Annotated in this window: 23 protein-coding genes; 22 read left to right on the top strand and 1 reads right to left on the bottom strand. The window is 60.9% G+C overall.

What is annotated here, in order from left to right; translation table 11 throughout:
• The first annotated feature begins 185 nt into the window (after window positions 1-185).
• The 22 genes from Pan44_RS18995 (at window position 186) to Pan44_RS18890 (ending at window position 24,624) form a co-directional block, all read left to right on the top strand.
• Window positions 186-1,208, top strand: a complete 1,023-nt coding sequence (locus tag Pan44_RS18995) for an ABC transporter permease (RefSeq protein ID WP_197453472.1) — start codon at window positions 186-188, stop codon at window positions 1,206-1,208.
• Between the two features lie 295 nt (window positions 1,209-1,503).
• Entirely contained in the window at window positions 1,504-2,799 is a 1,296-nt protein-coding gene (locus tag Pan44_RS18990) for an ABC transporter ATP-binding protein (RefSeq protein WP_145032262.1), read from the top strand.
• Entirely contained in the window at window positions 2,796-3,566 is a 771-nt protein-coding gene (locus Pan44_RS18985; protein WP_145032259.1) for a class I SAM-dependent methyltransferase, read from the top strand. Before Pan44_RS18990 ends, Pan44_RS18985 begins: the two co-directional genes overlap by 4 nt.
• Complete coding sequence (locus Pan44_RS18980) at window positions 3,545-5,527, top strand: HAD family hydrolase (RefSeq protein ID WP_145032256.1); 1,983 nt, start codon at window positions 3,545-3,547, stop codon at window positions 5,525-5,527. The genes Pan44_RS18985 and Pan44_RS18980 overlap by 22 nt, the downstream gene beginning before the upstream one ends.
• 88 nt (window positions 5,528-5,615) lie before the next feature.
• The gene (locus Pan44_RS18975; protein WP_145032253.1) at window positions 5,616-6,557 is read left to right on the top strand and encodes a hypothetical protein; all 942 of its coding nucleotides are present in this window, start codon (window positions 5,616-5,618) and stop codon (window positions 6,555-6,557) included.
• A 9-nt stretch (window positions 6,558-6,566) separates the two neighbouring features.
• Complete coding sequence (locus Pan44_RS18970; protein ID WP_145032250.1) at window positions 6,567-7,502, top strand: NAD-dependent epimerase/dehydratase family protein; 936 nt, start codon at window positions 6,567-6,569, stop codon at window positions 7,500-7,502.
• The gene (locus Pan44_RS18965) at window positions 7,499-8,674 is read left to right on the top strand and encodes a glycosyltransferase family 4 protein (protein ID WP_145032247.1); all 1,176 of its coding nucleotides are present in this window, start codon (window positions 7,499-7,501) and stop codon (window positions 8,672-8,674) included. Before Pan44_RS18970 ends, Pan44_RS18965 begins: the two co-directional genes overlap by 4 nt.
• Before the next feature lie 110 nt (window positions 8,675-8,784).
• Window positions 8,785-9,519 carry a hypothetical protein gene (locus Pan44_RS18960; RefSeq protein WP_197453471.1) on the top strand — a complete coding sequence of 245 codons (735 nt, stop codon included), beginning with the start codon at window positions 8,785-8,787 and terminating at the stop codon, window positions 9,517-9,519.
• Window positions 9,520-9,569: 50 nt separating this feature from the next.
• Window positions 9,570-10,583 carry a glycosyltransferase family 2 protein gene (locus Pan44_RS18955; protein WP_197453470.1) on the top strand — a complete coding sequence of 338 codons (1,014 nt, stop codon included), beginning with the start codon at window positions 9,570-9,572 and terminating at the stop codon, window positions 10,581-10,583.
• The gene (locus Pan44_RS18950) at window positions 10,580-11,485 is read left to right on the top strand and encodes a hypothetical protein (RefSeq protein ID WP_145032238.1); all 906 of its coding nucleotides are present in this window, start codon (window positions 10,580-10,582) and stop codon (window positions 11,483-11,485) included. The genes Pan44_RS18955 and Pan44_RS18950 overlap by 4 nt, the downstream gene beginning before the upstream one ends.
• Window positions 11,485-12,600 carry a glycosyltransferase gene (locus Pan44_RS18945; protein ID WP_145032235.1) on the top strand — a complete coding sequence of 372 codons (1,116 nt, stop codon included), beginning with the start codon at window positions 11,485-11,487 and terminating at the stop codon, window positions 12,598-12,600. Before Pan44_RS18950 ends, Pan44_RS18945 begins: the two co-directional genes overlap by 1 nt.
• A gap of 48 nt (window positions 12,601-12,648) precedes the next feature.
• Window positions 12,649-13,665, top strand: a complete 1,017-nt coding sequence (locus Pan44_RS18940) for an STELLO glycosyltransferase family protein (RefSeq protein ID WP_145032232.1) — start codon at window positions 12,649-12,651, stop codon at window positions 13,663-13,665.
• A 75-nt stretch (window positions 13,666-13,740) separates the two neighbouring features.
• On the top strand, window positions 13,741-14,895 hold the full coding sequence (locus Pan44_RS18935) for a glycosyltransferase (protein ID WP_197453469.1): 1,155 nt from the start codon (window positions 13,741-13,743) through the stop codon (window positions 14,893-14,895).
• A gap of 1 nt (window position 14,896) precedes the next feature.
• Complete coding sequence (locus Pan44_RS18930) at window positions 14,897-15,484, top strand: WcaF family extracellular polysaccharide biosynthesis acetyltransferase (RefSeq protein WP_197453468.1); 588 nt, start codon at window positions 14,897-14,899, stop codon at window positions 15,482-15,484.
• A 5-nt stretch (window positions 15,485-15,489) separates the two neighbouring features.
• On the top strand, window positions 15,490-16,674 hold the full coding sequence (locus Pan44_RS18925; protein ID WP_145032224.1) for a glycosyltransferase family 4 protein: 1,185 nt from the start codon (window positions 15,490-15,492) through the stop codon (window positions 16,672-16,674).
• A 181-nt stretch (window positions 16,675-16,855) separates the two neighbouring features.
• Window positions 16,856-18,211, top strand: coding sequence for a hypothetical protein (locus Pan44_RS18920; protein ID WP_145032221.1), 1,356 nt, complete (start codon window positions 16,856-16,858; stop codon window positions 18,209-18,211).
• Between the two features lie 124 nt (window positions 18,212-18,335).
• A complete protein-coding gene (locus tag Pan44_RS18915; RefSeq protein WP_145032218.1) occupies window positions 18,336-19,103 on the top strand; it encodes an FkbM family methyltransferase in 768 nt (255 codons plus the stop codon).
• A 33-nt stretch (window positions 19,104-19,136) separates the two neighbouring features.
• Window positions 19,137-20,300, top strand: a complete 1,164-nt coding sequence (locus Pan44_RS18910) for a glycosyltransferase family 4 protein (RefSeq protein ID WP_145032215.1) — start codon at window positions 19,137-19,139, stop codon at window positions 20,298-20,300.
• Window positions 20,301-20,417: 117 nt separating this feature from the next.
• Complete coding sequence (locus Pan44_RS18905) at window positions 20,418-21,635, top strand: glycosyltransferase (protein ID WP_197453467.1); 1,218 nt, start codon at window positions 20,418-20,420, stop codon at window positions 21,633-21,635.
• 63 nt (window positions 21,636-21,698) lie between these two features.
• Window positions 21,699-22,916 carry a glycosyltransferase family 4 protein gene (locus Pan44_RS18900; RefSeq protein ID WP_145032211.1) on the top strand — a complete coding sequence of 406 codons (1,218 nt, stop codon included), beginning with the start codon at window positions 21,699-21,701 and terminating at the stop codon, window positions 22,914-22,916.
• Entirely contained in the window at window positions 22,910-23,638 is a 729-nt protein-coding gene (locus Pan44_RS18895; protein WP_145032208.1) for an FkbM family methyltransferase, read from the top strand. Before Pan44_RS18900 ends, Pan44_RS18895 begins: the two co-directional genes overlap by 7 nt.
• A gap of 209 nt (window positions 23,639-23,847) precedes the next feature.
• Window positions 23,848-24,624 carry an FkbM family methyltransferase gene (locus Pan44_RS18890; protein WP_145032205.1) on the top strand — a complete coding sequence of 259 codons (777 nt, stop codon included), beginning with the start codon at window positions 23,848-23,850 and terminating at the stop codon, window positions 24,622-24,624.
• Window positions 24,625-25,134: 510 nt separating this feature from the next.
• Here the strand turns inward: Pan44_RS18890 and Pan44_RS18885 are convergent.
• Window positions 25,135-25,785 carry a PEP-CTERM sorting domain-containing protein gene (locus Pan44_RS18885; RefSeq protein ID WP_145032202.1) on the bottom strand — a complete coding sequence of 217 codons (651 nt, stop codon included), beginning with the start codon at window positions 25,783-25,785 and terminating at the stop codon, window positions 25,135-25,137.
• Between the last annotated feature and the right edge of the window lie 173 nt (window positions 25,786-25,958).

Here is a 25,958-nt window from a genome sequence, read left to right as displayed (position 1 = left end):
TTGCCAGCGGGGGAGGAAGAACCGGCCTTCGCCGCGTGTCGAAAATTGACGGTGCTCGGGGACCGTCTTAGATTGATGTGTGCACGCACGCGCGCCGTTTCTCGTGGATTGTGCGCAAGTTGTGTAAATAAAGCAGGTTACGCAGTCGCGGGTGGTGTCACCCAAAGGAACGGAGTGCGCGCCTATTGCGGCGACCGCTGCTCCTGGCCGCCTCGCTCTCGCCGGCCGTGACGGAGTGTCCGCAGTCGGATGCTCGGACGATCTCACTGGACCCGAACTCTCACGTGGTCATTCAAGAGCTGCCTGAAATCGCCGTGTCCGCGCCGGTTCCTGATGGGAAATCGAGCGCTGTCGACACCCGCTATGAAGTCGTCATTGGTGCGCCGCGGCGTTTCGGTGCGGCTGACCTCCACGAACTGTGGTCTTACAGGGACCTGTTGACGCTGCTGACGTGGCGCACGGTCCGTGTGCGTTACGCACAGAGTGCGGTGGGACTGGGCTGGGCGCTGATCCAGCCGCTGTTCCAGATGGTGATCTTCACGCTGCTGTTCGGTCGCCTGGCCAACCTGCAATCGGACGGGGTTTCCTACGCCGCGTTCAGCCTGGTCGGCCTGATTCCGTGGACGTATTTCGCGAACGCCGTCCAGGGGGGAGCGGGAACGCTTGTCACGAACGCGGCGATGATTTCGAAGGTATATTTTCCCCGACTCGTCCTGCCGATGACGGAGGTGGGGGCGAAGCTGTTCGACTTCCTGATTGCGCTGGTGGTTGGACTGGGGGTGATCCTGATGCTGGGCGCCGCGCCGAACTGGGGCGTGCTCATGCTGCCCTACCTGGTGCTGCTGATGACCGTGACGGCGCTGGGCGTGTCGCTGTGGCTGGCGACCCTGGCCGTGCAATACCGGGACATCAATCATGCCATGGGGTTCCTGGTGCAGCTGATGCTGTATGCGAACCCGGTCATCTACTCGACTTCGATGATTCCGGAGTCGTGGACCCTTCCAGGGGGATGGACGATCTGGCCGAGGGCGGTGTTCGCGCTGAACCCGATGGTGGGGGTGATCGAGGGATTCCGGTCGGCACTGCTGGGAACGCGTCCGATGCCGTTCGGCTGGATCGCACTCGGGACGGTGACGTCGCTGATCACCCTGGTCACGGGCCTGAGGTACTTCCGACGGCGAGAGCGACTGATCGCCGACGTGACCTAGGGAGCGTGGACATTCGCTGTCGCGGAGGCCGGCCCCCGGGGGAAGACCTGTGACGAGACCTGTGACAGCGAAAAGCCGTCTGAGACATTGAAGTTTTGGACCTGTGACATGTGTGACATGTGTGACATGTGTGACACGCAGTGGGCAGGACGGTTGTTTCGGCGGCTGACTGCGTGATCTGGTCCGGTTTGAGTCGAGTTTGCATTTGATGTTCCTCCACCTGACGCGCCCGGTTGCGCGGGGCTGGATTGATGACGCTCCTGAAGTCCGCGAGCTGAACTGACGACTGTTCGAGATGTCGCTTCCCATCATCAGTGTCGAAAAGCTGTCGAAGGCGTACCGGATTGGCATCAGGGAGGAGGGGGCGACCACGCTTGCGGGAGCGGCGGTGGGGGCGCTGAAGTCTCCGTTCAAGAATTTCCGCAGGCTGCGTCGTCTGAACACGTTCGGCGAGGCGTCGGACGAGGCGGACACGCACTGGGCGCTGCGGGATGTGTCGTTCGAGGTGGCGGAAGGGGAGGTCGTGGGGATCATCGGCCGGAACGGGGCCGGGAAGAGCACGCTTCTGAAGCTGTTGAGCCGGATCACGGAGCCGACGAGCGGTCGGGCGGTTCTGCGAGGTCGGGTGTCGAGCCTTCTGGAGGTGGGGACCGGTTTTCACCCGGAGCTGACGGGCCGGGAGAACGTGTACCTCAACGGCACGATCCTGGGGATGACGAAGCGTGAGGTGGAGCGGAAGTTCGACGAGATCGTGGAGTTTTCGGGGATCGAGAAGTTCCTGGACACGCCGATCAAGCGGTATTCGAGCGGGATGACGGTGCGTCTGGCGTTTGCGGTGGCAGCCCACCTCGAATCCGAGATCCTGATTATCGATGAGGTTTTGGCAGTCGGCGATGTTGCGTTTCAACGGAAGTGCATGGGAAAGGTTCAGGAGATTGGCAAGAGTGGGCGTTCGATCCTCCTCGTCTCGCACAACATGGCGAGTGTGCAATCGTTAGCGACCTCATGCCTCGTGTTGAACAAGGGCGGGATTGCTTACCAAGGCGACACGACGACGGGCGTAACGCTCTACGGCTCGCTAAACGAGACCCGCGATCATGCAGATTTGAGCGAGATTTCGAGAGGGGAATGGAAGCACTTGTCACAGCTGGCGGAACTTAGAAATTTCGATGTTTCGCCAGAGGAATGTGTTCCATTTGGCTCGCCCATCTACCTAAAGGTACGCGTTCATTTGAAAGGCGATCTGCCGGAGTTCCGCATAAGTGCGACGATCTTCCGCAGTGATTCCGTACCGGTGGGCAGTTGGTTTACCGCGCCACTCCCCGGCGGTACAGCAGGTTCCGATGTCGAGATAATCCTCAAGTTCGCTGAGCACCGCCTTGCCCCCGGGTCGTACTACTTTGCGGTGGCAACAGGGATTGGTGACAACGACAGTGGCCATCAAGATTTCGACATCCTCTCGAACATCGGCCACTTCCAAGTGTCGCCAGAGGTCAGCGCCGATGGTTACCTGATGACTTGGGCTCACAATTGGGGACCGATTGCATTCATGAGGCCATCCACAGCCTCGGGGAATGTGGAGAACGTATGAGCGACCTGAAGGTGTCTGACTTGCAAGCCGCGGCGGATTACTCTCTCCATTACCGGACTTGGCACAACGAGACGCCCGAACACGCACAGATGATGGCGAACGGGTACAAGGCCATCTTGAAGGGACGAATTCCTGAGAAGGCGGAAGGTGCGGCGATCGACATCGGCTGCGGAATGGGATTTATGCTACTTGCCCTGCAGCAGTTGGGGTACAAGGATGTCGTCGGGATTGATGTCGACCCCCAGCAAGTGGCCGCGGCCAGGCGAGCGGGCCTGAATGCTCAAGTCGTGGAAGATTCGCTTGCTTATCTGGAGTCGAGGCCCGGCAAGTTCTCGCTGGTCACGATGTTTGATGTGTTCGAGCACATTCCCGTTAGCTGCCATATTCCAATGGCCAGGGCGATCTACAACGCATTGCGCCCAGGAGGGGCGTTCGTGTTGCAAGTGCCTAACGCAAATTCGCCCGTCGCGGCGCGGTATCGCTATATCGATCACACACACCACTGCAGCTTCACCGAACACTCGCTCTCGTATGTCCTACGGAACGCCTCGTTCTCTGACATTGTCATTGACGGTTACAGTCCAGCACTAAGGCCGTCGTTACGAATATGGCGATCTGACGTGCGCAAGCATTTCACTCTGAGCTTGAAGCGATGGGTGGTTTTTAAGCTTTGGCGTTGGCTATATGAGGTTGAGATAGGTCCGGTTGACGACCTGTCGAGAATCTCGTTCTCGCCAAACGTCTTGTGCCGCGCCGTGAGATCGTGATTCGGCCCAGCACACGCATCGCGTCGTTTGACGTCTTCGATACCGTTCTTGTGCGCCGAGTTTCGGTGCCATCGACGTTGTTTGACGAGATTGTCTCGGGTAGCAAGCTGTCGGGTAACGCGGATGTCGGACGCGAGTTCGCAAGACGCCGTAAGGAGGCTGAAGCGGCCGCTTCCGCAGAAACCGGTGGCAACCCGACGCTCGCAGAAATCTATCGCGTGCTTCAAGCCGCGACCGGCTTGAGCGATAGCGAACGCGAGAGTTTGCTTCGCGCTGAGATCGAGGTTGAGTCGCAATCAATATTTGCGAATCCTGTGGCGATGAAGCTGATTCAGGATGAGCGCCGAAGGGGCGCACACGTTGTGTTCGTGTCGGATATGTACTTGCCCAAGAACGACATTGCCCAAATGCTGCGAAAAGCGGGAGCGATGCTTGAGACCGACGAGTTGTTCGTAAGTGCAGATCAAGGGAAGACGAAGGCCAGTGGCGAACTGTTTGATGTCGTCTTGGAGCATTGTGGTGTACGAGCCGGATCAGTCGTGCATTACGGCGACAATCTACATTCCGACGTTCTGATGCCGTCAAAGAAGGGGATCAAGGCCGTACACGTTGCTGACGCACTCCTGAACGGGTTGGAAGCGGCAATGGGGCGGGGCGGCGACGTTGAACTGCTTTCATCAATCTTGGCCGGTGTAAGCAGGCGCGTTCGCTTAGGTGGCCCGCATGATACGCGGCAGCGAATTCTGTGGGACACGGGCGCGAGCGGCGTGGCACCGGTGTTGACGCTTTACACCGAATGGGTCTTGGAAACGGCAAAACGTCTGGGACTTCAGCGCCTGTATTTTGTGGCTCGTGATGGGTACCTACTGTACCGCATTGCCAAAGTGTTGGAGGGCAAAAGGAAGTACGGCCTAGATCTAAGGTATCTGTACGGTAGTCGAGAAGCGTGGCATCTAGCAGCAATCAATGACCATTGGGACGAGTCACCAAGTTGGATGCTGGATCGGGCGTCAGGGCTGACGCTAGCGCGGGCACTTGAGCGGGTAGGGGTGAGTGTCGAACAGATTCGAGGCGAGTGTGAGGGCGCGCAGCCTGGGGAATGGTGGCATCAACCGATTGACGATGAGTCGCTAAGTGTGCTGAAGAGCATTCTGCTCCGGAGGAATGTGCAGGAGCACATCCTAGAAGCAGCTCACAGAAGGCGCGCGAGTGTCGAAGGATATCTGAAGCAAGAAGGTTTGGAGGACGGGGAGCGATGTGCTGTTGTGGACTTGGGTTGGCATGCACGTCTACAGGCATCGTTGAAACGGTTGTTGACCCCTCTGGCCGGTGAGAGGCTGCAAGGGTTGTATTGCGGATTGCAGGCGATTCACGAAGATGCTGGTGAGTGCGACGCATTTCTTTTTAATCCGCGCGATCTTCGTGTGTTGAGCTCCTACCCATTCCTGCCTCAAGTGATGGAGATGTTTGGGACGGCTCCTCATGGCTCCACGAAGGGCTATGAAAGGGTCGACGGGATAGTCCGCCCAATACTTGGGGATAGTTCACGGTTGCAGTCGTGGGGGATACAAACGGTTCATTCAGCAGTGGATGAATTTGCTCGGGCTTATGCGGAATGCGGCAGGCGTGAATGGGACCCAGACGCGTGTAAGACGGTCGTTGGAAATATTGTGGAGCATTGGTGGAAATACCTGGACTACGGGCAAGCGGCGGTGTGGGGTGAATTTCCCTTCTCCGACTGCCAAATCGGCAAGACAGTGCGGCCGGTAGGCGTTCCCTACTCGGTGTCAGAGATCGCGACGATTGCCACTGGGATTGGGGGCACTGACTCGCGCGACCATCTTGTGTGGGAGCGTGCGTCATTGGCGATGACCAGCAGGGCGGGAAGAGCGCTGTGGAAGTGTGCAAGTGCGATTCGTCGAGTACGTCTCGCAGTCAGATGGCGGTTGGGCTGGAGATAGTCGAGCGATTCGGGGATGCCCCTGCAGTCGGTAGCCAGTTCGTCAATGGACGTCCCGCGTTGAACTTTACGTGCTTGGATAGCGAATAATGTTGAAGAAGATTCTCACACGGATGGGCATCGTTGCGGGTGATGAACTTCGCGCGGACTTGACTACTGTTCAACAGCAACTGCGGACGCAGGCAGCCGCAATGGAGCGAGCGCTTATCGTGCTTGGCGAGATTCGAGCCGCGCAGATTAGCCCGAAGCCGGCAGATACACTCGCAGACCATGAATTTCGTATCTTCTCGCAGTTTGGGGACGACGGGATCATCAGTTACCTGATGGACCTCGTACAGCCAGAGTCAAAGACGTTCGTCGAATTTGGCGTGGAGTCGTACGTGGAATCAAACACGCGCTTCCTGTTGTTGAAGCGGAACTGGCGGGGGATGGTGATGGATGGATCGGACTCGAACGTCGAGACGATCAAGAGGTCCGATGCCGCGTGGCGGCACGATTTGACCGCGAACTTGGCGTTCGTGACTGCAGAGAACGTCAACGAACTGCTCAGTTCCAGCGGATTCGGCGGGAAGTTGGGGCTGTTGCACATCGACATTGACGGAAACGACTACTGGGTTTGGAAGGCAATTAACTGCTGCGAGCCAGACACAGTAATCGTGGAGTACAACGCAGGATTCGGTCCGGATCGGGCGATTACTGTTCCGTATGATCCGGCGTTTGTGCGGTCGAAAGCGCACCCGAGCCACTTGTACTACGGTGCGTCTTTGTCCGCATTGGTTGAGCTTGGTGAGTCTCGTGGCTATGGGTTCGTTGGTTGTAACTCGGCGGGCAACAATGCGTATTTCGTTAAGCAGCCACTCCCGCATGGGTTGCGGGTGCTAACTCCGAAAGAGGGCTTTGTTCAGGCAAAGTTCCGGGAGACCCGCGACGCATCCGGACAATTGTTGTTCAAGACTTCGCTCGAGGGACTGGACCTGATTCGCGGGTTGCCGGTGGTGGATGTGCGGACGGGGAAGACGGAAGCGCTGTAGCCTTTGTCGATGTCGCTGGCCGAAGATCAACCGCTGGGCACGACCCTGTTGACCGGAGCTTCCGGTTTCCTGGGGACGTGGATCGAGAAGCACCTCCGCGAGCGCGGAACGACCGTGGTCCGCGCTCCGAAGGCGAGCGCCGCCTACAGTGGATCGAACGGGACGGGACGGGCGCAGTTTCTCGGCGAACTGGCGAGCCTGCTCAAGGAGACTCGGCCGACCTGCGTCGTGCATGCCGCGGGGAGCGCTTCGGTTCCGAAGTCGTTTGCCGATCCAGAGTGCGACTTCTTCGGGAACGTGGTGCTGAGCCAGGACCTGGTGAACGCGGTGGCCGACGATGCGCCGGAAGCGAAGCTGCTGCTGATTTCGAGTGCGGCGGTGTATGGTCAGCCGGAGACGCTGCCGGTGGGGGAACTCTGTTCCCTGTCGCCGCTGTCACCGTATGGGCTCAACAAGCAACTGGCGGAAACGATCGTGCAGAACGCGGCCCGGGCCCGAGGGCTGCGGACGGCCATTGTGCGGGTATTTTCCGCCTATGGCGACGGGCTGCGGAAGCAGGTGGTGTGGGACATCATGGAGAAGGCTCATCGCGGGCCGGTGATCCGCCTGCAGGGAACCGGGAGCGAATCGCGGGATTTCATCCACGCGAGTGACGTGGCCCGTGCAGTCGAGGCGGTGGTTACGAACGGACAGATGCAGGGGGAGGCTTACAACGTGGCGAGCGGCGAAGAGACGACGATCGCCACGCTGGCTGGGCTGCTCGTTCGCGAACTTCCGAGCCCGATCGATGTGCAGTTCGACGGGAAAATTCCTTCGGGGACGCCGTGTCGGTGGCAGGCGGATATCGGGCTGGTGCGGTCGCTGGGATTCCGGCCGGCCGTTCCGCTGGAAGAGGGAGTGAAGCAGTTCGTCCGCTGGTATCGGAGTGCGGCAGTTCACGTATGAGTGGTCATCGCATTGGAGTCGTGCTGCAGGGGGGAGCGCAGTGGGTGGGAGGTCTGGAGTACACCCGGAACCTGATCCTGGCGATCTCTTCGGCGGCGCGGGAATTGAGCTCGCCGGTTTCGATGTCGCTGCTGCACAGGCCGGGGGAGACGGGAAACGTCGAGGCGTTCAAGTCGATTCCCGACGTGAGCCTGATGCCGGAAGACCTGTCGGTCGATCACCTGTTAAGCGTGCGGATCGCGAGGAAGCTGGGCTTGCGCGTCCGAAACAAGGGGCTGGCGGCGGTCTCGAAGCGGGAGGGATTCCGGTTCGTGTTTCCGTTCGACGGAACTCGCGACGACGCGGGAACGGACTCGGCAGCGTGGATTCCGGACCTGCAGCATTTCCGTCTCCCGCAATACTTCGAAGCTCATGAACTGCGACTGCGGGACTGGGGAATGAAGCGGATCGCGGACAACGCTCCGATGATCATTGTTTCGAGCGAAGCGGTGAAGAAGGACCTCGAAGCGTTTTCGCCGGGGGTGGCCCCGAAGGTGCGCGTGGTGCGGTTCCGGGTGAGTGTCCCGAAAGAGACGTTTTCGCGATCACCGGCCGAAACGGTGGCGAAGTATCACCTTCCGGAGCGGTTCCTGCTGGTGTCGAACCAGTTCTGGGTGCACAAGAACCATCTGGGACTGCTCGAGGCGCTGAAGATCGCGGTGGAGCGGAGGCCGGGGATCTGCGTGGCGATGACGGGGCGTCTGCATGATGCTCGCCGGCCGGCCTATGGGGACGAGGTGCTTTCGGCCGTGCAGCGGCTGGGGCTGCATGCGAACGTGCGGTTGCTGGGGCTGATTCCGAAGAGCGACCAGTTGCAGCTCCTGCGGGGTTGCTGCGGACTGGTTCAGCCGTCGCTGTTCGAGGGTTGGAATACGGGCGTGGAAGAGGCGCGGGCGCTCGGCAAGGTGATCGTGGCATCGGACATTGCGGTGCATCGTGAACAGGCGGCGCCGGAGTGTGTGTATTTCGATCCGTCGTTGCCGCAGGACTTCGCGGACCAGCTTCTCCGGGTTTTTGATTCGCAGGCGCCGCTGTCGGTCGAGGGGGAGCAAGCGGCGGTGGACGCATATCGGCGGCTGGTGGTTGAGTACGGCAAAGAGTTTCTGGGGTTGAGTGGACTTGGCGTGGCCTGAGGAGGCCGTGGCGACAGCGGCGGCTCGCTGGCCCGCAGGGGCTTCCGATCACGGGCCGGCCGACGATGGGAACGGTGGCGGCCGAGGTATGAGCCCTACCTTCCAGTGGAGTGAGACGAACGATTCGGCAGTCGAAACAGAATATGTCGCAGGTCAACGTTTACTACAACTACTACGTGCCGAAGAACCCGCGGCGGGCGTGCGAGGTTCTGTCGTGCATGGGCGTGATGCTGGATGATCCCAACATCACTCGGATGATCGTCCTGGCGGAGCCGTCAGAGATTCACGAGCCGTCGGAGCTCGTTTACTGGAAGGTGGAACGGCGTCCGCTGGTCGCTGATTACTTCGCGGCCGCGGCGTTTCATTCCGGCGCTGATGACGTGAATGTGATTATCAATTCGGACTGCTTCATCTGTCCTTCGACGACGGCGAAGCTCAAGAAGACGCCGGCCGGCGAGGCGTACTGCCTTTCGCGCCGGGACATGAAATCGCTGGTTCCCTATCGGATCAACTGGGCGGAAGAGCGGGCGAAGCGTCCTGTGCGGTATGCGATGCAGGACGCATGGGTGTTTCGTGGTCCGCCGCGGCCGGGGATGTGGCTGGAGTTTCCACTGGGGAAGCCGGGATGCGACAGCCGTTTGGCGCATGAGCTGCAGGAAGTGGGATACCGGATCAGTGATCCGTTCCGGCGGCTCCGCGTGTGCCACTACCACGTTTCGGCAGAGCGGACCTGGAGTTACGACGACCGGGTTCCCCCTCCGTATGTGAATCCGCCGAAGAGCTGGGATCAGCGGGTGGTTGATAAATGCATCGGAGTGGCGAAGAAGCTTTGCGGACTGCAGTAGGACTTCGAGACGTGAATGCCGTCGCGCCGAATTGCCGTGTTGCTGTTGTGATGCCACTTCACAACAAGGGACCGTACGTTGCGCAGACGCTCCGTTCGCTGCAGGCGCAAACGTTCACGGACTGGACGGCAGTGGTTGTGGAGAACCATTCCGTCGACGATGGCCCGAAGATCGTGGAACAGTTCGGCGCGACAGATCATCGGATTCGACTCCTGCAGGCCCCCGCAGAGGTGCGCGGTCCGGCGGCGGCCCGACAGCTGGGACTCAACGAGTCGCAAAGCGAGTTCGCCCTGTTCCTGGATGCGGATGACCTCCTGGAACGAGACCACCTGGAGTCGCTCGTCGCACTTGCGGATTCGGATCGGGCCGACATCGCCGTCAGCAATTTCCTGCACGTGCAGGCCGACCGTGCTGAACCCGAGAAGATCCAACTCGAGGCAGGGCGCGTCGTCGATACGAGCGTGTGTGGGACTGGCGGGTTCGGGTTGAACGAAACGTCGATCGCGTTCGCCCCGTGGCCTCCTCACTGCGGGCTGGTCCGGAGAGCCGTGCTTGGAGAGCAGATCTGGCCTGTCGAACTGGACCGGTATGCGGGCGAGGACACGGCGTTCTGGTTTCGGGTGCTCCGCGGTCGAAGAATCGCGTTCTCCAAGAAATGCACGGCGATTTATCGGGCGGAAACGGTGAATGCCCGCGATTGCTTCCGTGACCTGCCCAAGTGGTCCGCGGCGATGGAGCAGGTGATTGCCAGCAATCTGGCGCATCTGGAGAAATCAGGACTGGAGCCGACGGCCGGGCAGTGTGAAGCGCTCTGCCGGCTGTGGGAATCGATCGGCAACCGGGCTCTCGACGCGGGGGATCGCGTTCAGGCGGACGCAGCGTTCGAGCGAGCGGAAGTGTGGCTGGCGAAATGCGTCGCGCTGAACGGTGGAGCTGGCGCCGGCCTGGCGGTTCGAAACTTTCTTGGGATTCGGCGCGTCAACCGGTTGAAGCGACTCCAGGGGTTTGTGCGGGCGCCGTTGAAGTTCCTGGGTGGCCGCAGCCGGTCTGGAGAGGGGCGATGACCGACACGACCGACTCAGGCGGTGACCTGTTTTTCGTGCATTCGGGATATTCGTGGTACATCCCGTATGCGATCGAGACCGCGATTCGAAACAGCGGCATGCGGGTGCATTTCGTCGGCGACAGGTTTGCCTGTCAGGTCGCGAAAGCCCTTGGGGCCCGGACATACCTGGCCGGCGAGTACAGCCGGCGTGCGACGGAGTTCGGGAAGATTTACCGACATCACAGTTCGCTGGGAGTGTCGTTCGAACGGATCTGTATCGAGCGTTGGTTCACACTGCACGAAGTGGCCGCGGCCCATGGCTTCGAGCGTTTCGTCTATGCGGATACGGATATCCTGGTCGTTGACAACCTGCCGCCCTATGTGCAGAAGACGGCGTCTTTCGGCCTGATGTTTGACGGAGTGTCGGCCCATCTGTGCTTCGTCAATCGTCGGGAGGCTTTGAGGCAGCTTTGCGATTTTGTCGAGGAGGTGTATCGGGACCGGGAGTGGGAACCACGCATGGAAGCGGTGTTCGCCGGGAAGATGGCTGAGTACGGAGGTGGCGGGGTTTCGGACATGACCATGTTCCAATGGTTCCGGGAGAAGCATCCCGACGTGCTGGGGACCTATGACGAGGTATTCGGCGTGAACCCATTCGATGGCTCGCTGTTCGAGTTCGTGGGGTTCGAAGCGGACGAAAAGGGTTTCAAGAAGCTCGGCTGGAACGGCAGGACGCCGAGCGCGACGATGTCGGACGGGCAGAGCGTGACTTTGGCGACCCTGCATCACCAGGGACATGCGAAGACGCTGCTGAAGGACAATGCGAGGCGGCTGGGATCGGTGACCGCATTCCAGCGGATGTCGGCCGAGTTGTTGGACTTCACGTACCGCGCCTCGCGCCGACTGCGACTGGTGAAGTGATGAGCGAGACTGGATCAGCGATGATTGCTGTTGTGACGACTGTCTTTAACGACCGCAAAGGGGTGGCGGAGTTCCTTCAATCGATGCGGGAACAAACTCTCCAGCCTTCGGAAGTCATCATTGTCGACGGTGGTTCACGCGACGGGACCTGGGAGCTACTTTCTGAAGCGTCCGACGCCCAGGGTTATGGATTTCAGCTGAAGATTCACCAAGAGACTGGCTGTAATGTTGCGCGAGGGCGTGACCTCGCGATCGAAATGGCCGGCTGCGAGTTGATCGTTTCGACGGATATCGGGTGCGAGTGGGACTCGGAGTGGATTGAAGAGCTGAGTGCTCCGCTGCGGAACGATGCCGGGTGCGACCTGGTGATCGGCAGCTGGGGGGTAAAACGTGAAGGGCTCGAAGGTCCGTGGGCGATGACTGAATGGGGGCTCAAGGGAGACCAATTCCTCGAGGCGACTCCCGATTCTTACAGCTCCTCACGCTCGATTGCCTATCGGCGGGCCGCGTGGGAATCGCTCGGAAAGTATCCGCAAGACCTGACACTGGCCGCTGACGATGCGGTGTTCCACTACCTGATCGAACAGGCGGAAGTCCCGCGCAGCAGTGCGCCGACCATTCGCTGCTACTGGCATCGTCACAAGCGTCTGAAGTCGTTTCTGCGAGAGGCGTCGCGATACGGTCTGGGCGATGGCGAGGCGGCGATCCGGATGAAGGATCACAGCCTGATCGCCGGACGGCTGTTGCTCGAGGTGATTGGTCTGGTCGGCGGGGGCCTGGGAGCGCTGTTCCTGGTCGGCTGGCCCCGAGCGGTTTGCCTGGTCCTGCTGACTGTCGCGGTGCTGAGCATCGTGGCACGGATCGCCCGCCTGCAGAAGGCAAGGGGAGCTCTCAAACGCGAGGGAATCGACTGGCCAATGTTCCGGCTCCTCGCCTTCGTCTATGGGACGAAGTTCAATTCGTCGGTTGGCTACCTGAAGGGCCTGCTGCGTGGCGGGACCGCGTGTCGATCGTGTCGGCAACGACTCCGGGAAATGACTCCACAACTTTACTCCGAACGCCGGGCAGCGATCGTCTCGGGCGACAGGTCGCCGAACTCGTTCGCGACATCGTGACCTCGCCCGCCCGCGCCTTTCATTTCAGTTTCGATTGGATGCTGACAGATGCTATATGCAGTCATTACGACGATCCAGGAACCGACGGATTGCGTCCGGAAGCTCGCGAAGCGGCTGCCTGAGGCGGCTGGCCGTCTTGTTGTGATCGGCGACAAGAAGGGGCCGAAGCGCTTCGACGGAGGCTCGGCCTCGGAATGGCCAGTCGATTTTCTGGACCTCGCCGCTCAGCAGGCGGGCCCGTTCAAGTTGGGAAATGCCCTGCCTGTCGGTCACTACGCGCGAAAGAACATCGGGTATCTGCAGGCCATCGCTTCCGGGGCGAGCTGCGTTTACGAGACCGACGATGACAATGCGCCCCTTCCAAGCTGGCAGCCGCGAACGGAACAGCTCAGCGACGTCGTCAGCGTGGGAGAGATCTCTCCCGCACGCTGGGTGAACGTTTACCGGTATTTCTCGAAGGAAAATATCTGGCCACGGGGCCTGCCTCTCGATGAGATCCGGAAAGGCGTTCCGGAACTCATCCCCGTGACGTCCCCGGTGAGGGCGCCCATCCAGCAGGGACTGGTCGACGGCTCTCCGGACGTCGATGCGATCTGGCGGCTCGTGCTCGACCACGCATTCGAATTTGATCGTGGACGGAGCGTCCATCTGCCCCCTGGAAACTGGTGTCCGTTCAATACGCAGTCGACATGGTGGTGGCCGACGGCATTCCCACTCCTATATATCCCGAGCTACTGCTCGTTCCGGATGTGCGACATCTGGAAGAGCTTCGTCGCACAGCGATGCCTGTGGGCCTTGAAGCTGGGAGTCGTGTTTCACGCGTCCGAGGTGTTCCAGGACCGGAACATGCATGACCTGACTCGGGACTTCAATGACGAAGTCCCTGGCTACCAGCTGAACCGTCGCATCACCGACATGCTGGCCGAACTGCCGCTGTCGGATGGAGTGGAGAATGTGGGTAAGAACATGCGGAGCTGCTATGCACGGCTGGTCGAGGCGGAGATTTTCCCGGAGAAGGAACTCGTGCTCGTCGATGCCTGGCTGGACGACCTGACCGGTCTGTAAGCCGACTCCACGATGTCGTCACCCTCGGTAGCGAATCGGGAGGACCATCATCCTCCCGGTCCTGGTTTTGAATCCATGAGTCAGAAGACGCTCGTTTATTTCGCGCCCGTCGGTGAAGGTGGGCTGAGCATCTATGCGGCGCAGCAGGTGGCGGCGATTGCCGCGTGTGGCGTCCGCGTGCATGTGATCGGTTCGAAGTCCGTCGTCCGTCGACTTCCGAGTTCTCCGCTCATTGAGGTGCAGGAACTTCCCGAGTCGGAGCCAGGGAAGTCACGCGTTTCAAGGGGACTGGCGTTTGTCCGACAGGCGGTTAGCCAAGTGAAGGAACTGGTGGCGTCGGTCCGGCGAGTGAACGCGCCCGCTGTGCTGATCTCGGCCTATTCGGAGTACTTTTCGCCGATGTGGGCGGGGTCGCTGCGACGGCTTCATCGCCAGGGGACGCGGTTTGGCGTCATCGTCCACGATCCGCAGCGCGATTTCGTGGTGGGGCCGCGACTCTGGCACGAGTTCTCCGTGTCACAGGCCTATTCGTTCATCGACGTCGCGTTCGTACATGGCGAGGGGCCGATCGATACGGGGCGGCCGTCGCGGCAATTGCACCGGGTGACCATCCGGCACGGCCTGCTCGATACTTCTGATCAACTTGGAAAGGCCGATCGGGGAAAGCACCGGGCGGAATTCGGCTTGCCGTCCGAGGCGCCCGTGCTGTTGTCGTTCGGTCATATTCGCGACGGGAAGAATCTGGACCTGATCATTCGCGCGCTGGCGCAGTTCCCGGAAGCACATCTGCTTGTGGTGGGACGGGAGCAGTCGGGAGCACAGCGTCCCATTGCCGAGTATCACGCACTGGCCGAGGAAGTTGGCGTCGCCGGGCGATGCCATTGGGTGCATGATTTCGTGCCGGACGAAGACGTTTTCAGTTACTTCGATGCGTCCGACATCGCGATGATCACGTACAGCCGGGAGTTCTGCTCGGCGAGCGGCGTTCTCAGCGCGGCCGTGCGCTTTGAGCGACGGGTCGTCGCGTCGGCCGGCGGAGGTCCGCTGCAGCCCGACGTGGAGGAGTACCACCTCGGGACGTTCTGCGAGCCGGACTGCGAAAAGGCGCTGGCGGTCGCCATCCGTTCAGAACTCGAGAACCCGTCTCAGCCGCAGTGGGAGCGATATCGCCGCGACCATTCCTGGGAAGCGAACGCGCAGACGTGTCTGGCCGAGTTGGGGGTGGTGTAAGGTGTCTGCGCCTCACCGCGACGCTCACCCGGAGAGTTTCCTCCGCCTCGGGACGTACGAGAAGGGGAGCTATACACCCGGCGCCGGGCTGCCGCGCCGAGTGCTGTGGTACTTGGTCAACGAGTTCATTTTTCACAGCGGCTATTTTCCATTGTCGTCGCTCAAGCGCGTGTTGCTGAGGCAGTTCGGCGCTTCCATCGGGAAGCGCGTCGTCATCAAGCCGCATGTGAACATCAAGTTTCCCTGGAGGCTGTCGATCGGGGACTATTGCTGGATTGGTGAAGAAGTGTGGATCGACAACCTCGACGCGGTGACGATCGGCCCGAACAGCTGCGTCTCTCAAGGGGCATATCTGTGCACCGGCAGTCACGATCCCCGGCAGCGATCCTTCCCGCTGATAACTCGACCAATCGTGATCGGGAATGGCGCCTGGATCGGCGCGCATGCGGTTGTCCTCGGGGGAGTGACCGTCGAAGACAACGCCGTCGTGGGGGCCGGGGCGATCGTGAACAAGAACGTGCCGGGAAATCACCTCGTCGTCGGGAGTCCGGTTCGCGACCTGGGCGACGTGAGGCCGGCGGGGCCGTGAAGAGCATGCGTCCTGCCTGGTCGGTGTTTCAACTCGGGGCACGCGAGCACTACGCCATTCCACGCGCGCTCCTCGCGCGCGGGGTGTCGACGCGGCTGGTGACGGATTTGTGGTTCCAGGGGGCCGGCCGGCGATTCCTGCCTCGCAGCCTGGGTGACCGTTCGCATCCCGAAATCTCCTCCCGCACGGTGCGCAGCTTCAACGGTCCGATGCTGGCCTTCGAGGCGATGAGCCGCTGGCAAGGGATCCGTGGCTGGCCATTGATCGAAGCGAGGAACAAGAGATTCGGGCGGCTGGCCTCAACGATCGACATGGGCGAGATCGTGTTCTCCTACAGCTACGCGGCGCTCGACGTGTTCGAGAAGGCGCGAGGGAGTTCCAGGCTGGTCCTGGGACAGATTGATCCGGGGCCATTTGAGCAGGACCTTGTCGAGCAGATCCATGACCGGCATGGGCTTGCGCGTCCGCCACGGCCCAGCCCGGAGTACTGGGAGCGGTGGAACGTCGAACATGAACTGGCGGATGTGATCGTCGTCAACTCGGAATGGAGCCGGACCGCGCTTGTCCAGCGCGGCGTATCCTCCGACAAGATCGCGGTGATCCCGCTGGCATTTGAAAGCAAGACACTAACATCGCCGCCACGGGATGCCCCAACGCGATTCACCCAGGCGTCGCCGCTTCAAATCCTGTTTCTCGGGCAGGTGATTGCGCGGAAAGGGGTCATCGAGCTACTGCAGGCAGCCCGGAGCTTGCGCAATGAACCCGTGAAATGGCTGGTTGTGGGAGGCGGCGATTCGACACTTCTGGAACAGATGGCGGCTGAACCTTCGATTGACGTTGTCGGACCAGTTGCCCGGAGCACGACCGAACAGTTCTACCGTCGCTCCGATGTCTTCATTCTCCCGACGCATTCGGACGGATTCGCCCTGACCCAGCTGGAAGCCGCGGCCTTCGGCCTTCCCCTGATCGTTTCCCGGCACTGCGGCGACGTCGTCGTCGACGGAGTGAATGGCCTGACGCTCGGAGAGGTGTCTCCTGAAGCGATTGTTCAGACGGTGAAACGCATCCTGGACCAGCCGGCCCTGTTGTACGAAATGGGCGAGCAAATGCGGAACCGGCGACAGCTGCGAATCGCGGACCTGGGCGAGCGACTGACTTCGTCCGTGTCCCCGCAACGGGTGACACGTTGATCGCCCCCGACTGTCGTGCGAGACGGCTGGGCGCCTGCAGCGACCGACCGGGTCGCCGACACCCGTCCCTGTCCGGCGAGCCGATGGGCAATCACTCGATTGAATTCACGATCTGCATGTTGATCGAACTCTCACGACATTGTCGGCGCGGGGATTTCGCGTCTGCGGCATTTCTTCCTTCATGAACAACCCGTTTCAAATCAGCGGATTCGAGCTTCCGTTCACCTATTGGATGACGTGCGGCGTGCTGGGGCTACTGCTGGCGAACGCCTTCGCCGCAATGCACCTGCTGAGAAACGTGATGGCTTCCGTCGTCTACCTGACGGTGGCCCTTTGGTATCTCATGGACCCGTTCATGTATCCGAAGGATTACGCACGCTTTCCTCCGGAAAGCGTGTCGTTCGCCTTCTTGCAGACCACGGTGTTCCTCCTGGCGCTGAGAGCGCTGCTCAATTTCGTTCCTCGAACGAAGACGGAAGCGCTTCGACAGTTCTCGGTGGAGGACCTTGACCACGGAGCCCTGCAAAGAGTTCTGCTCGTGACCTGGGCGGTGCTGTTTGTGTACGGACTGAGCCGAGTCGAATGGAACATTGTGACGGCGTTGTATCCGGTCGAGGCGCGGTCCAACTACTCGTCATATATGTGGCATCGCGGCCGATTCGGTGGGAGTTTCGATTTTCTCGTTTCGAGCGGCGACTATCTCTACCGTGCTGTCTGCAGCCTGTTCGGGTTCTTTTATGTGGTGAGTCGAAACACCACGCGACGGCGCGTGATGCTGTTCATGATGCTGCTGACATGGCCAATGTTTGTCTGTACCGGGACGCGGAGTGTCCTGCTTTCGGTTTGCGTGCCGGCAATCCTGGCGGTGCTACTCATCAAGAAATGGACGTTGTTCCAGAAAGCGGTCTTCGTCGGCGTCGTCGGTCTGTTGATCAATCTGACGATGATCGTGATGCTCGAATACCGCGATCGAGGCATTGACGAGATTGGGAGAGAAGAGCGGGCGCTGGGGCAGGTTGTCGAGAAGCGACACTTGGGCCGGAACATGGCGGAGGAACTGATCTATCTCAACCGCTACATGAACTCCGGGAAGATGCATGTCCGGTGGGGGGCAGAATACCTCGAGTGCGCGCTCAATTTCGTTCCGCGATCGATCTGGAAGAACAAGCCATTCCCGGGGCAGCAGTTCTCTGAACTTCGCGTGGGCAAATACACCAGCGGTCCGTTCAAAGGGCAGGCGGTGGCGACCATCTCCACCGGGTTGATCGGCCAGGGAGTGGACAATTTCGGCCTGTACGCCGGTCCGGTTGCGCCGGCTGTCTTGCTGGTGCTGTATTTTTGGTGGCTGTGCAAGCAGCTGACCTCCGGTGGTCACCGCATGCTTCGGATCGGACTGGTACTGGCCGCGCTTGGCAAGATCCCACACCTGGGCCGCGGGATGACGTTGTTCGATCTGTGGCCGATTGTGTTCCTGGCGGTGGGGATCAAGTTCTACGAGCGGATGGTGACAATGCGCGATACAAAGAAGGCTGCTTAGGACGACCTGGAGTGTCGACAAAGTTCTGGCGACGCGCCAGACGGGCCGGTATCGTCCGGAGACACAGTTAGTAAGTTCGCAATCGAGGTCGATTGCGGTGGGGCATGTGGAGCGGGCAGCGACGATGAGCGCACAACGATATCACTGGCTGACGCGGGTTCGGCCGGCGTTCCTAGGTTCCTTTCTCAAGCGGGTGCTGCGTGTCCAGCGGCGGGGCGTGAGCACGGCGGCGGGCGAGTTTTTCATCGACCCCGCGTCGAACTTCGGAGATTCCCTGCTTCGAGACGGCGAGTATGAACCACAGATGGCGGAAACAGTGACGTCACTGCTTTCCGAAGGTGACACGTTTGTCGACCTCGGGGCAAACGAGGGTTACTTCACGATCATCGCCGCGAAGAGAGTTGGGCCATCAGGAGAGGTGGTCTGCATCGAACCCCAGACGCGGCTTCAGGGGGTCTTGCATCGCAACATCACGTCAAACGGGTTGCGCAACGTGCTCGTTGTTCAAAGGGCGATTTCGGACTCGGATGGGTTGGCGACACTGGCACTGAGCCCTGACGTCAATACCGGCAGCTCAGGGCTATTGCGGGCGACGCGGTATTCCGGGGAAGAACAGGTGGTGCTGCAATCGACGCTGAAGAATCTTTTCGGGGCGTTACGGATTAACAAGGTGCGTCTGATCAAGATTGACGTCGAGGGCTTCGAGTATGAGGCCATCCTGGGATCGAAGGACGTGTTCATCAGCGGCGTGGTCGAACACATCGCGCTGGAACTGCACGACGACATGCTTGAACGACGCGGCCGCTCTTCGGCGGACATTGTTCAATTCCTGGAGACGTGCGGATACCGGATGAACTCCCAGTGTCCCACCATGGTGTTCAGTCGCGTCTGATTCCGGACGCGAAGTCGAATCTGAAGGCTGCTTGTGGCTGTGAACGTCGTCGTCCTGTTCTACAACATCGGTCCTTACCACATCGCCAGGTTGGAGAGCGCCCGCAGGGCGCTGGAGGCGATCGGGGGAAAGCTGGCGGCGATCCAGATTGTCGCGACGACGTCGGAGCATCCGTGGGGAGCCGTTGACGTTCCCGACTATGTGACGACGCTCGAGGAATTCCAGGCCGGAAACCAGCCGCGACTCAGTTCTCCGCGCCTCCTGACCGAAGCTCTCGATCGGCTGCGGCCTGATGCGGTCGCCGTCCCGGGATGGGGATTCGACTTTGCGCGTCAGGCATTGAAATGGTGCCGCAAAAACGACGTTGCACGGGTGCTGATGAGCGAGAGCCACCGGGACGACGCGCCGCGCGCATGGTGGAAAGAGCGCATCAAGTCCGTCCTGTGGATCAGCAAGTTCGACTCGGCGCTGGTGGGCGGAGTGCTTCATTCGGAGTATCTGCAGTCGCTCGGAATGCCGGGAGAGAAGATCTTTTTCGGATACGATCTCGTCGACAACGAGGGGTTCGCGGCCGACGTCGATGCCGCGCGTGGCGGGAACCTGCGGCCCACCGCGGTGTCCTCCCCCTATTTTCTGGCGTCGAGCCGCTTCATGGCCCGGAAGAACCTGGGACGCCTGATCGACGCGTTCCAGATGGCGCGCGAACGCCAGGGAGACCAGTTTCGCCATCAACTGGTGATCCTGGGAGACGGCCCGCTCCGGCGGGAACTCGAGTCGCAGATTGAGCGGGGCGGGTTGAAGGAGGTCGTTCATCTGCCGGGATTCCTGACGCGGCAGGAAATCATCCCCTGGCTTGGATTCGCGGATGCCTTCGTCCATCCGGCCCTGCATGAGCAGTGGGGGCTCGTCGTGAATGAAGCGATGGCGGCAGCCGTTCCCGTGGCGGTGTCCCGCAACTGCGGCTGCTTTCCAGAACTGGTTGTTGAAGGCGTGACCGGATTCGGCTTTGATCCGGAATCGGTGAGCGAGATGGCCGACAGCCTTTGCAGGCTGAGTGATCTTGGCGACCGGCGAAGCGCCATGGGGCTCGAGGCGCGGCGGCATTTGAATGAGGGGTTGCCGGTGTCGCGTTTCGGCGAGGGGCTCGTCGACGCCGTTCAGACGGCGCTCCGCAGCACTCGGTCAAAGGCCGTTTAACTCATGACATCCCCAGCGGTCGGTCGTTCAGCGACACGCGGTGACATCGCGGCCAGTCAAATCGACGACCTGGTGCAGCCGGCTATTCCCGGAGATGGCTGGAGTTCCGAGAAACCAATGCAGATTCTGATCGTTGCTCCCGACATGCATCCGAGAACCGGCGGGCCCCCGCGCGTGGTGATCGGACATGCCGTGGCCCTGGCAGGCCGCGGTCATTCTCCGACTGTCGTGGCGATGATTGACGGGGAGGAAGAACAGGAAGTCCGGCAGTTCTGGTCCGAGAGTGTCCGCCGGGCGGGCGGCAGCGACCTCCCGCTAAAATTATTCAAGCGAGTCCGTCCGAGAGCGGCCGGATTCAGTCCTGACTTCAATCGATTCATCGATCAACACGTTCGTGAATTCGACGTGCTGCATGTTCACGGCGTGTGGGAGCACTGCCTGGCGTATGCGGGTCGTAAAGCGGCGGCCGCGGGCATTCCCTGGCTCTTTACCCCGCATGGGATGCTCGACCGGTGGTCTCGGCGACGCTCGAAATGGAAAAAGCGGATCGCATCACTGGTCTTCAGGACGCTCGCGACGTTCTCCCGGGCGAATGGAGTGCACTTCCTGAACGAACTGGAACGAGGAGAGACATCGGACATGTCCCTGTCGGGGACGCCGTTCGTGATTGGAAACGGCGTCTTTCTCGAAACGGCCGACAAGGGCTCGGGGGGGCGGGCGGAACAGCGAACGATGCATCCGCAGCTCGCCGGAGGAGGAGAGATCATCCTGTTTCACAGCCGGCTGCATCCGAAGAAGGGGATTGTGAAGCTGCTCGAAGGCTTTGCCCGCGTTCGCCCACAGTTTCCCGGCGCGCGGCTGCTGGTTGCTTCCATCAAACAGGATCTGGCGTACGAAAAAGTCGTGCGGGATCGGGCCGCGGAGCCGGATGTCTCCGGCTCGGTGGTGATCGAAGCAACATCGTCCGGGGCTCACAGTTTCGATCCATTCGCCGGAGTGGAGATCTTCGCGCTGACGTCGTTTGAAGAAGGCTTCTCGATGGCGATCATCGAGGCGATGCTGAAGGGGTTGCCGGTCCTGATCAGCGGTCCGTGCCACATGCCGATCGTCGAGGAAATCGGCTGCGGAGTGATCGTTGATCCGACGGAGGAGGGGGTTGCAGAGGGGCTGCGCCGATTGCTGTCACTGACCGGTGAGGAGCGGAAAGAAATGGGTGCCCGCGGGGCGACATGGGTGAAGCAAAACTGCACCTGGGACAGCATCGCGGAACGCCTGGAAGCGGCCTACTGGCAGATGTCGAGCTCGGGCCAGATCGTTGCGAAAACACGGGCCTGACGGCGCAACACATCCACGTCGGACCGGCCCCCTGAAAACGATCGCAGCGACAGCGGAAGCCTGATGCGAGTCCTTCTTCTCTGTAATTCCTTTGGCAAAGGCTGGGCGGCGACGGCCCACCTGGCGGCCGAACTGGCGGAGGGCCTGGCCGACGGCGGCGATGCCGTGGAAGTGCTCTCGAGCAACGCCACGGCCCAGCACGAGGTCCGGAACAACGGCGGAACGGTCACCGTTCACAAGTGCAATTCGTTCATGAACTCGGGGCGGCTGCAACGTCATCTTCGAGAATTGTGCCTGCTGATGTACTTCTGCGGATGGGCGCTGAAATGCAGGGCCAGATTCGACGCGGTGATCTGCCTCGACAGCCCGCGTTTCTGTGCCCTGGCCGCGCTCATCATCCGCCGGAGAACCGGAGCGCGATGCGTCGCCTGGGTAATGGATCTCCCGTCTGAACAGGTGAGCCGCCATCAGGCTGGACGTGCGATTGCAAGCCGGATCTCTGGACTGATGCATGGCCTCAATATGAAGTTACTGCGCCGAATGGATGCGCTGGTGACGTTAGGGCGATGCATGGCGGATGTGCTCGTTCGCGGGGGCGCGGCGCGTGAGAAGGTGCATCTCATCAGGACATGGGCGGATGACGAATGGTCGGCCCTGAGAATCGATTCCGAAGCGGCGAGGCGAAAGTTCGGGCTGCGGGAACGGGTGACGATCATGTACTCGGGCTATGCCGGCCAGTGGCATGACTTCCGCACGCTGTGTGAAGCGATTCGTCCATTCCTCCAAGATGAAACCGTGCAGTTCGTGTTCGCCGTCTCCGGACCGGGCCTTGGCGAAGTGCAACGCCTGGTGGAGGAGACATCCGCCAAGAATGTCGTGCTTCACGACCGCGTTGACCGCCGAGACCTCCCGACCTTTCTTGCCTGCGGGGATGTCCACCTCGCCTCGCTCGCTCGGGAGATGCTGGGCACCTGCAGTCCATCAAAGATCTATCCCGTGATGGTTCTGGGGAGGCCGGTCGCGTTTCTCGGCCCCCTGGCGAGCCAGGCGGCAATGGATGTTCAGAGGACGGGCGGGGGCATCGCCGCGGAGACGGCGGAGGACCTGTGCCATCAACTGCGACTGCTTGTCTCGGATCGGGAAGCCCGGCTCGCGATGGGCGAACGGGCACGGGAAGCATATTTGAAGGACTTCAGTCAATCCGCCGGCGTGGCAGCGTGGCGAGCGGTGCTGGCCGCGTCGAACTGCCAACCGGATCATCACTCGAGGGATTCATGTTAAGACGAATGGCCAGGGCGATTACCCGCTCCTCCTCGCTGGCGGCATCCGCCAAACTGAACGCCGAGATGGCGCTTCCGACCGCCATGGGGCAGGAATGGTGCGGCAGGCGAACGTGGTCTCAGCACGGCGAAGATGAGGTGCTGATGAGGGAACTCTCGCCGTGGTTCAAGAACGGGTACTACGTGGATGTCGGCGCGAATCATCCGGCACGGCTGTCGAACACATTCCGCCTGTACGCCAACGGCATGAGCGGAGTGCTGGTGGAGCCGACCGATCGCCTGTGTGCCATGCATCTGCGGTATCGTCCGCGGGACATTGTGCTCAATACCGCGATTGGACCCCGCGACGGGCTGGCGAAGTTCTACGAGCTGGCGTCCCACCAGTTTTCGACGTTCTCGAAAGAGGACGCGGACATGCGGATCGCGGGGGGCATTCCACTGACCCGCATCGCCTACAAGCCGATTTTCACGCTGCGAACGATCCTGAGCGAGTGTATCCCGGAGAATAGGGAGCAGTTCGCCCTGCTGAGCGTCGATGCCGAAGGATGGGATGAGGAGATTCTGAAGAGCAACGACTGGGATCGATTCCGGCCGGTTCTGACCGTGGTGGAGGCGAACACCTCCGATGTGGACCAGAGAATCGAATCGCTGATGGGCAGCGCCGGCTATGCACGCATCGCGACCTGCGGCGTGAACGGGATCTTCAAAGACACGAGGCGATAGTCTCCGAAGGGGCCGAGCGCCTCGTTGTGGTGTGCGAGAGGAACAGGCCGGACGTCGGTGGCCGGCGCCGAATGAACAGGTGGATGAGGATGATGAGGCGGCGGCCCTGACGGGCCGGACTTCCGAACGGCGCGCGGCCGCGACGGTGGTCGACGGGCGCGGCCGTGACGAGAGGGTTGAGCAACTGGGAAGGCCGGAGGTTCCGAGCGATGCTTCGCAGGTTGATTGAAGTCGCCAAACTCAGCAAGAATCCCCGCGTGGGACCACGCAACGCGATCCGGCTCGATCAATTGCAGGCTGGTGGGAAGGAAGTGATTCTGCGGCCGACCTCCTTCTACAAGGAACTGCACCTCCGGCCGAATCATGGAGACTGGCTGGTCTTCGAGCAGATCTTCATCAACCTCGCCTACGGGGCGATTCTCCCTCACCGGCCGGTGAGGATCGTGGATGCCGGCGCCAATATCGGACTGGCGTCGGTTTATTTCGCCCAGCAACTGGGCGAGTGCGAGATCGTCGCCATTGAGCCTGAATCCGAGAACTTCGCAGCCGCGTGCCGGAACACGCGTCCCTATCCGCAGGTGACGATGATGCAGGCCGCCGTCTGGCCACACTCGGAGCCGGTCGAGATTTCGAACGCCGCAGAGGCGGGAAGCCTGGGTTTCCAGGTGCAGTCTGTCTCCGACCGCGGGAAATCCGCGATGGCGGTGGAAGGGGTTTCCATCTCGGAGATCATGCAGCGCCGGGGCTGGCCTGCGATTGACCTCGTGAAGATGGACATCGAGGGGGCGGAGAAGGAGATCTTCGAAGACGAGGGGTGCCTGCACTGGCTGGAACGGACCCGCGTGCTTGTGATCGAGCTTCATGACTGGTTCCGGCCGGGGTGCGGCGATGCGTTTCTGCGGACGATGTCGCGGATGGGGGACCTGAGTGTGTCCGTGGCGCACGAGAATGTCATCGTCGTCAACAATCGAGTGAAGCAGAGCTGAAGTTTCTCCCGGTTCAACGGTCGCACCGGGCGACTGCTTCTCTGAGATGCGCTCGGGATGCTTGAGTTCGACCGGGCAGGGGCAGCCAGCGGGAGCGGCTCCTGGTCTCCTGCTGTTCGTGTGAGGCTCTGAACTTGCCGGTCGCCGGCGAAGAGTGCTGAGAGGCGAGCGTTTTGACGGCCGGGCTGGCCGCCAGTTCTCTTTCTCTTCTTTGTGCATGCTGCACGATCGCGGCGCCACTTCAAGCGGCGCGCGCCTGACGCCTAAAATCCGGGGCGGTGCTTCCGTGCGGAGGACTGGCCGCGGCTTCGGCCTCCTCTGGAAACTCGTTGAAGGCGCAGCTTCAGGCATGCGGCATCGCTCCCTTCGATGAGGTGAGCGCCGCGCAATGAGAAAGGGCTGGAAACCGATGCGGTTCCCAGCCCCAGTTCTGGTCGATCTGAATCGCGATGGAGCGGGAATCTCAGGGGTCCCGTCGATCGGCGATGACGCTCTTCACAGAGCCGTCTTCTAAAGCGTGTTGGAAGCTTCACGCTGAGCCGCGCGGCGACGACGCAACCGCCAGCCGCCGAAGGCCGCGAGGCCGCACATCACGAGGCTCGATGGCTCCGGAACGGCGTTCACCGTGTCGAAGCCGAAGTTCGTTTGATTGTAGATCAGGGCATCGCCGTTCCCCTGTCCAGCGGCGGTGAAATAGGTGCTGGGATCCGGGCCGGCGAGGGCCGTCAACGTGTGTACGCCCAACTGAGTGACGACATACTGTCCCGAGGCGAGTAGGTAAGAACCTGGCGAGGTGGCGGCGTTCAGTGCGTTTTGTTCGATCGCCAGCGTGCCGAGGTTATAGAGGCCGGAAGGCATTGTCGCTCCGCCGTTCGGGAACGAATAGCCGCCAGGAAAGCTGAAAGCCGAGGCAATCGTGCCGGGCGCGATCGTTTCCGAGAAGGAGTCCTGCAGGCTGACGGAAGCGCGGGCGAGCCCGAAGTTGCCGCCGACGTTCGACGTTCCGCTGACCGTTGCGAAGATCTGCCAGTCGATCGTATCGCCGACGTTCACCTGCGTTTGAACGATGTTAACGTCATAGCTGAGGATGAGGTCGGCCGATGCGGACGCGGGCATCAGCAAGAGCGCGCACAACGCGAGCCTAGTAGCAGCAGCTTTCATCGCAATGGCCCTTATGAATCTGGGAATGCTACGCAGTTGAGCGAAAACATTCGGTGTGAATTGGAAAGTAGTGGTTGGGAGGACCTGCAACAAGTTCCAAGTCGTTGTCAAATTTCTTTTGCCCGAAATGGGCTCATGACTTTTTTATCCGGCCTCAGTTGGCGACTGGTCAA

Source organism: Caulifigura coniformis (assembly GCF_007745175.1).
GTDB lineage: Bacteria > Planctomycetota > Planctomycetia > Planctomycetales > Planctomycetaceae > Caulifigura > Caulifigura coniformis.
The sequence above is the reverse complement of the archived record's forward strand: the minus strand, read 5'-3'. Positions and strand labels throughout refer to the sequence as shown.

Coding starts and splice junctions, on each gene's coding strand:
- Pan44_RS18990 (WP_145032262.1), top strand. CDS start 1,504: ATGTCGCTTCCCATCATCAGTGTCGAAAAGCTGTCGAAGGCGTACCGG.
- Pan44_RS18985 (WP_145032259.1), top strand. CDS start 2,796: ATGAGCGACCTGAAGGTGTCTGACTTGCAAGCCGCGGCGGATTACTCT.
- Pan44_RS18975 (WP_145032253.1), top strand. CDS start 5,616: ATGTTGAAGAAGATTCTCACACGGATGGGCATCGTTGCGGGTGATGAA.
- Pan44_RS18970 (WP_145032250.1), top strand. CDS start 6,567: ATGTCGCTGGCCGAAGATCAACCGCTGGGCACGACCCTGTTGACCGGA.
- Pan44_RS18965 (WP_145032247.1), top strand. CDS start 7,499: ATGAGTGGTCATCGCATTGGAGTCGTGCTGCAGGGGGGAGCGCAGTGG.
- Pan44_RS18955 (WP_197453470.1), top strand. CDS start 9,570: ATGCCACTTCACAACAAGGGACCGTACGTTGCGCAGACGCTCCGTTCG.
- Pan44_RS18950 (WP_145032238.1), top strand. CDS start 10,580: ATGACCGACACGACCGACTCAGGCGGTGACCTGTTTTTCGTGCATTCG.
- Pan44_RS18945 (WP_145032235.1), top strand. CDS start 11,485: ATGAGCGAGACTGGATCAGCGATGATTGCTGTTGTGACGACTGTCTTT.
- Pan44_RS18940 (WP_145032232.1), top strand. CDS start 12,649: ATGCTATATGCAGTCATTACGACGATCCAGGAACCGACGGATTGCGTC.
- Pan44_RS18935 (WP_197453469.1), top strand. CDS start 13,741: ATGAGTCAGAAGACGCTCGTTTATTTCGCGCCCGTCGGTGAAGGTGGG.
- Pan44_RS18925 (WP_145032224.1), top strand. CDS start 15,490: ATGCGTCCTGCCTGGTCGGTGTTTCAACTCGGGGCACGCGAGCACTAC.
- Pan44_RS18920 (WP_145032221.1), top strand. CDS start 16,856: ATGAACAACCCGTTTCAAATCAGCGGATTCGAGCTTCCGTTCACCTAT.
- Pan44_RS18915 (WP_145032218.1), top strand. CDS start 18,336: ATGAGCGCACAACGATATCACTGGCTGACGCGGGTTCGGCCGGCGTTC.
- Pan44_RS18905 (WP_197453467.1), top strand. CDS start 20,418: ATGCAGATTCTGATCGTTGCTCCCGACATGCATCCGAGAACCGGCGGG.
- Pan44_RS18900 (WP_145032211.1), top strand. CDS start 21,699: ATGCGAGTCCTTCTTCTCTGTAATTCCTTTGGCAAAGGCTGGGCGGCG.
- Pan44_RS18895 (WP_145032208.1), top strand. CDS start 22,910: ATGTTAAGACGAATGGCCAGGGCGATTACCCGCTCCTCCTCGCTGGCG.
- Pan44_RS18890 (WP_145032205.1), top strand. CDS start 23,848: ATGCTTCGCAGGTTGATTGAAGTCGCCAAACTCAGCAAGAATCCCCGC.
- Pan44_RS18885 (WP_145032202.1), bottom strand. CDS start 25,785: ATGAAAGCTGCTGCTACTAGGCTCGCGTTGTGCGCGCTCTTGCTGATG.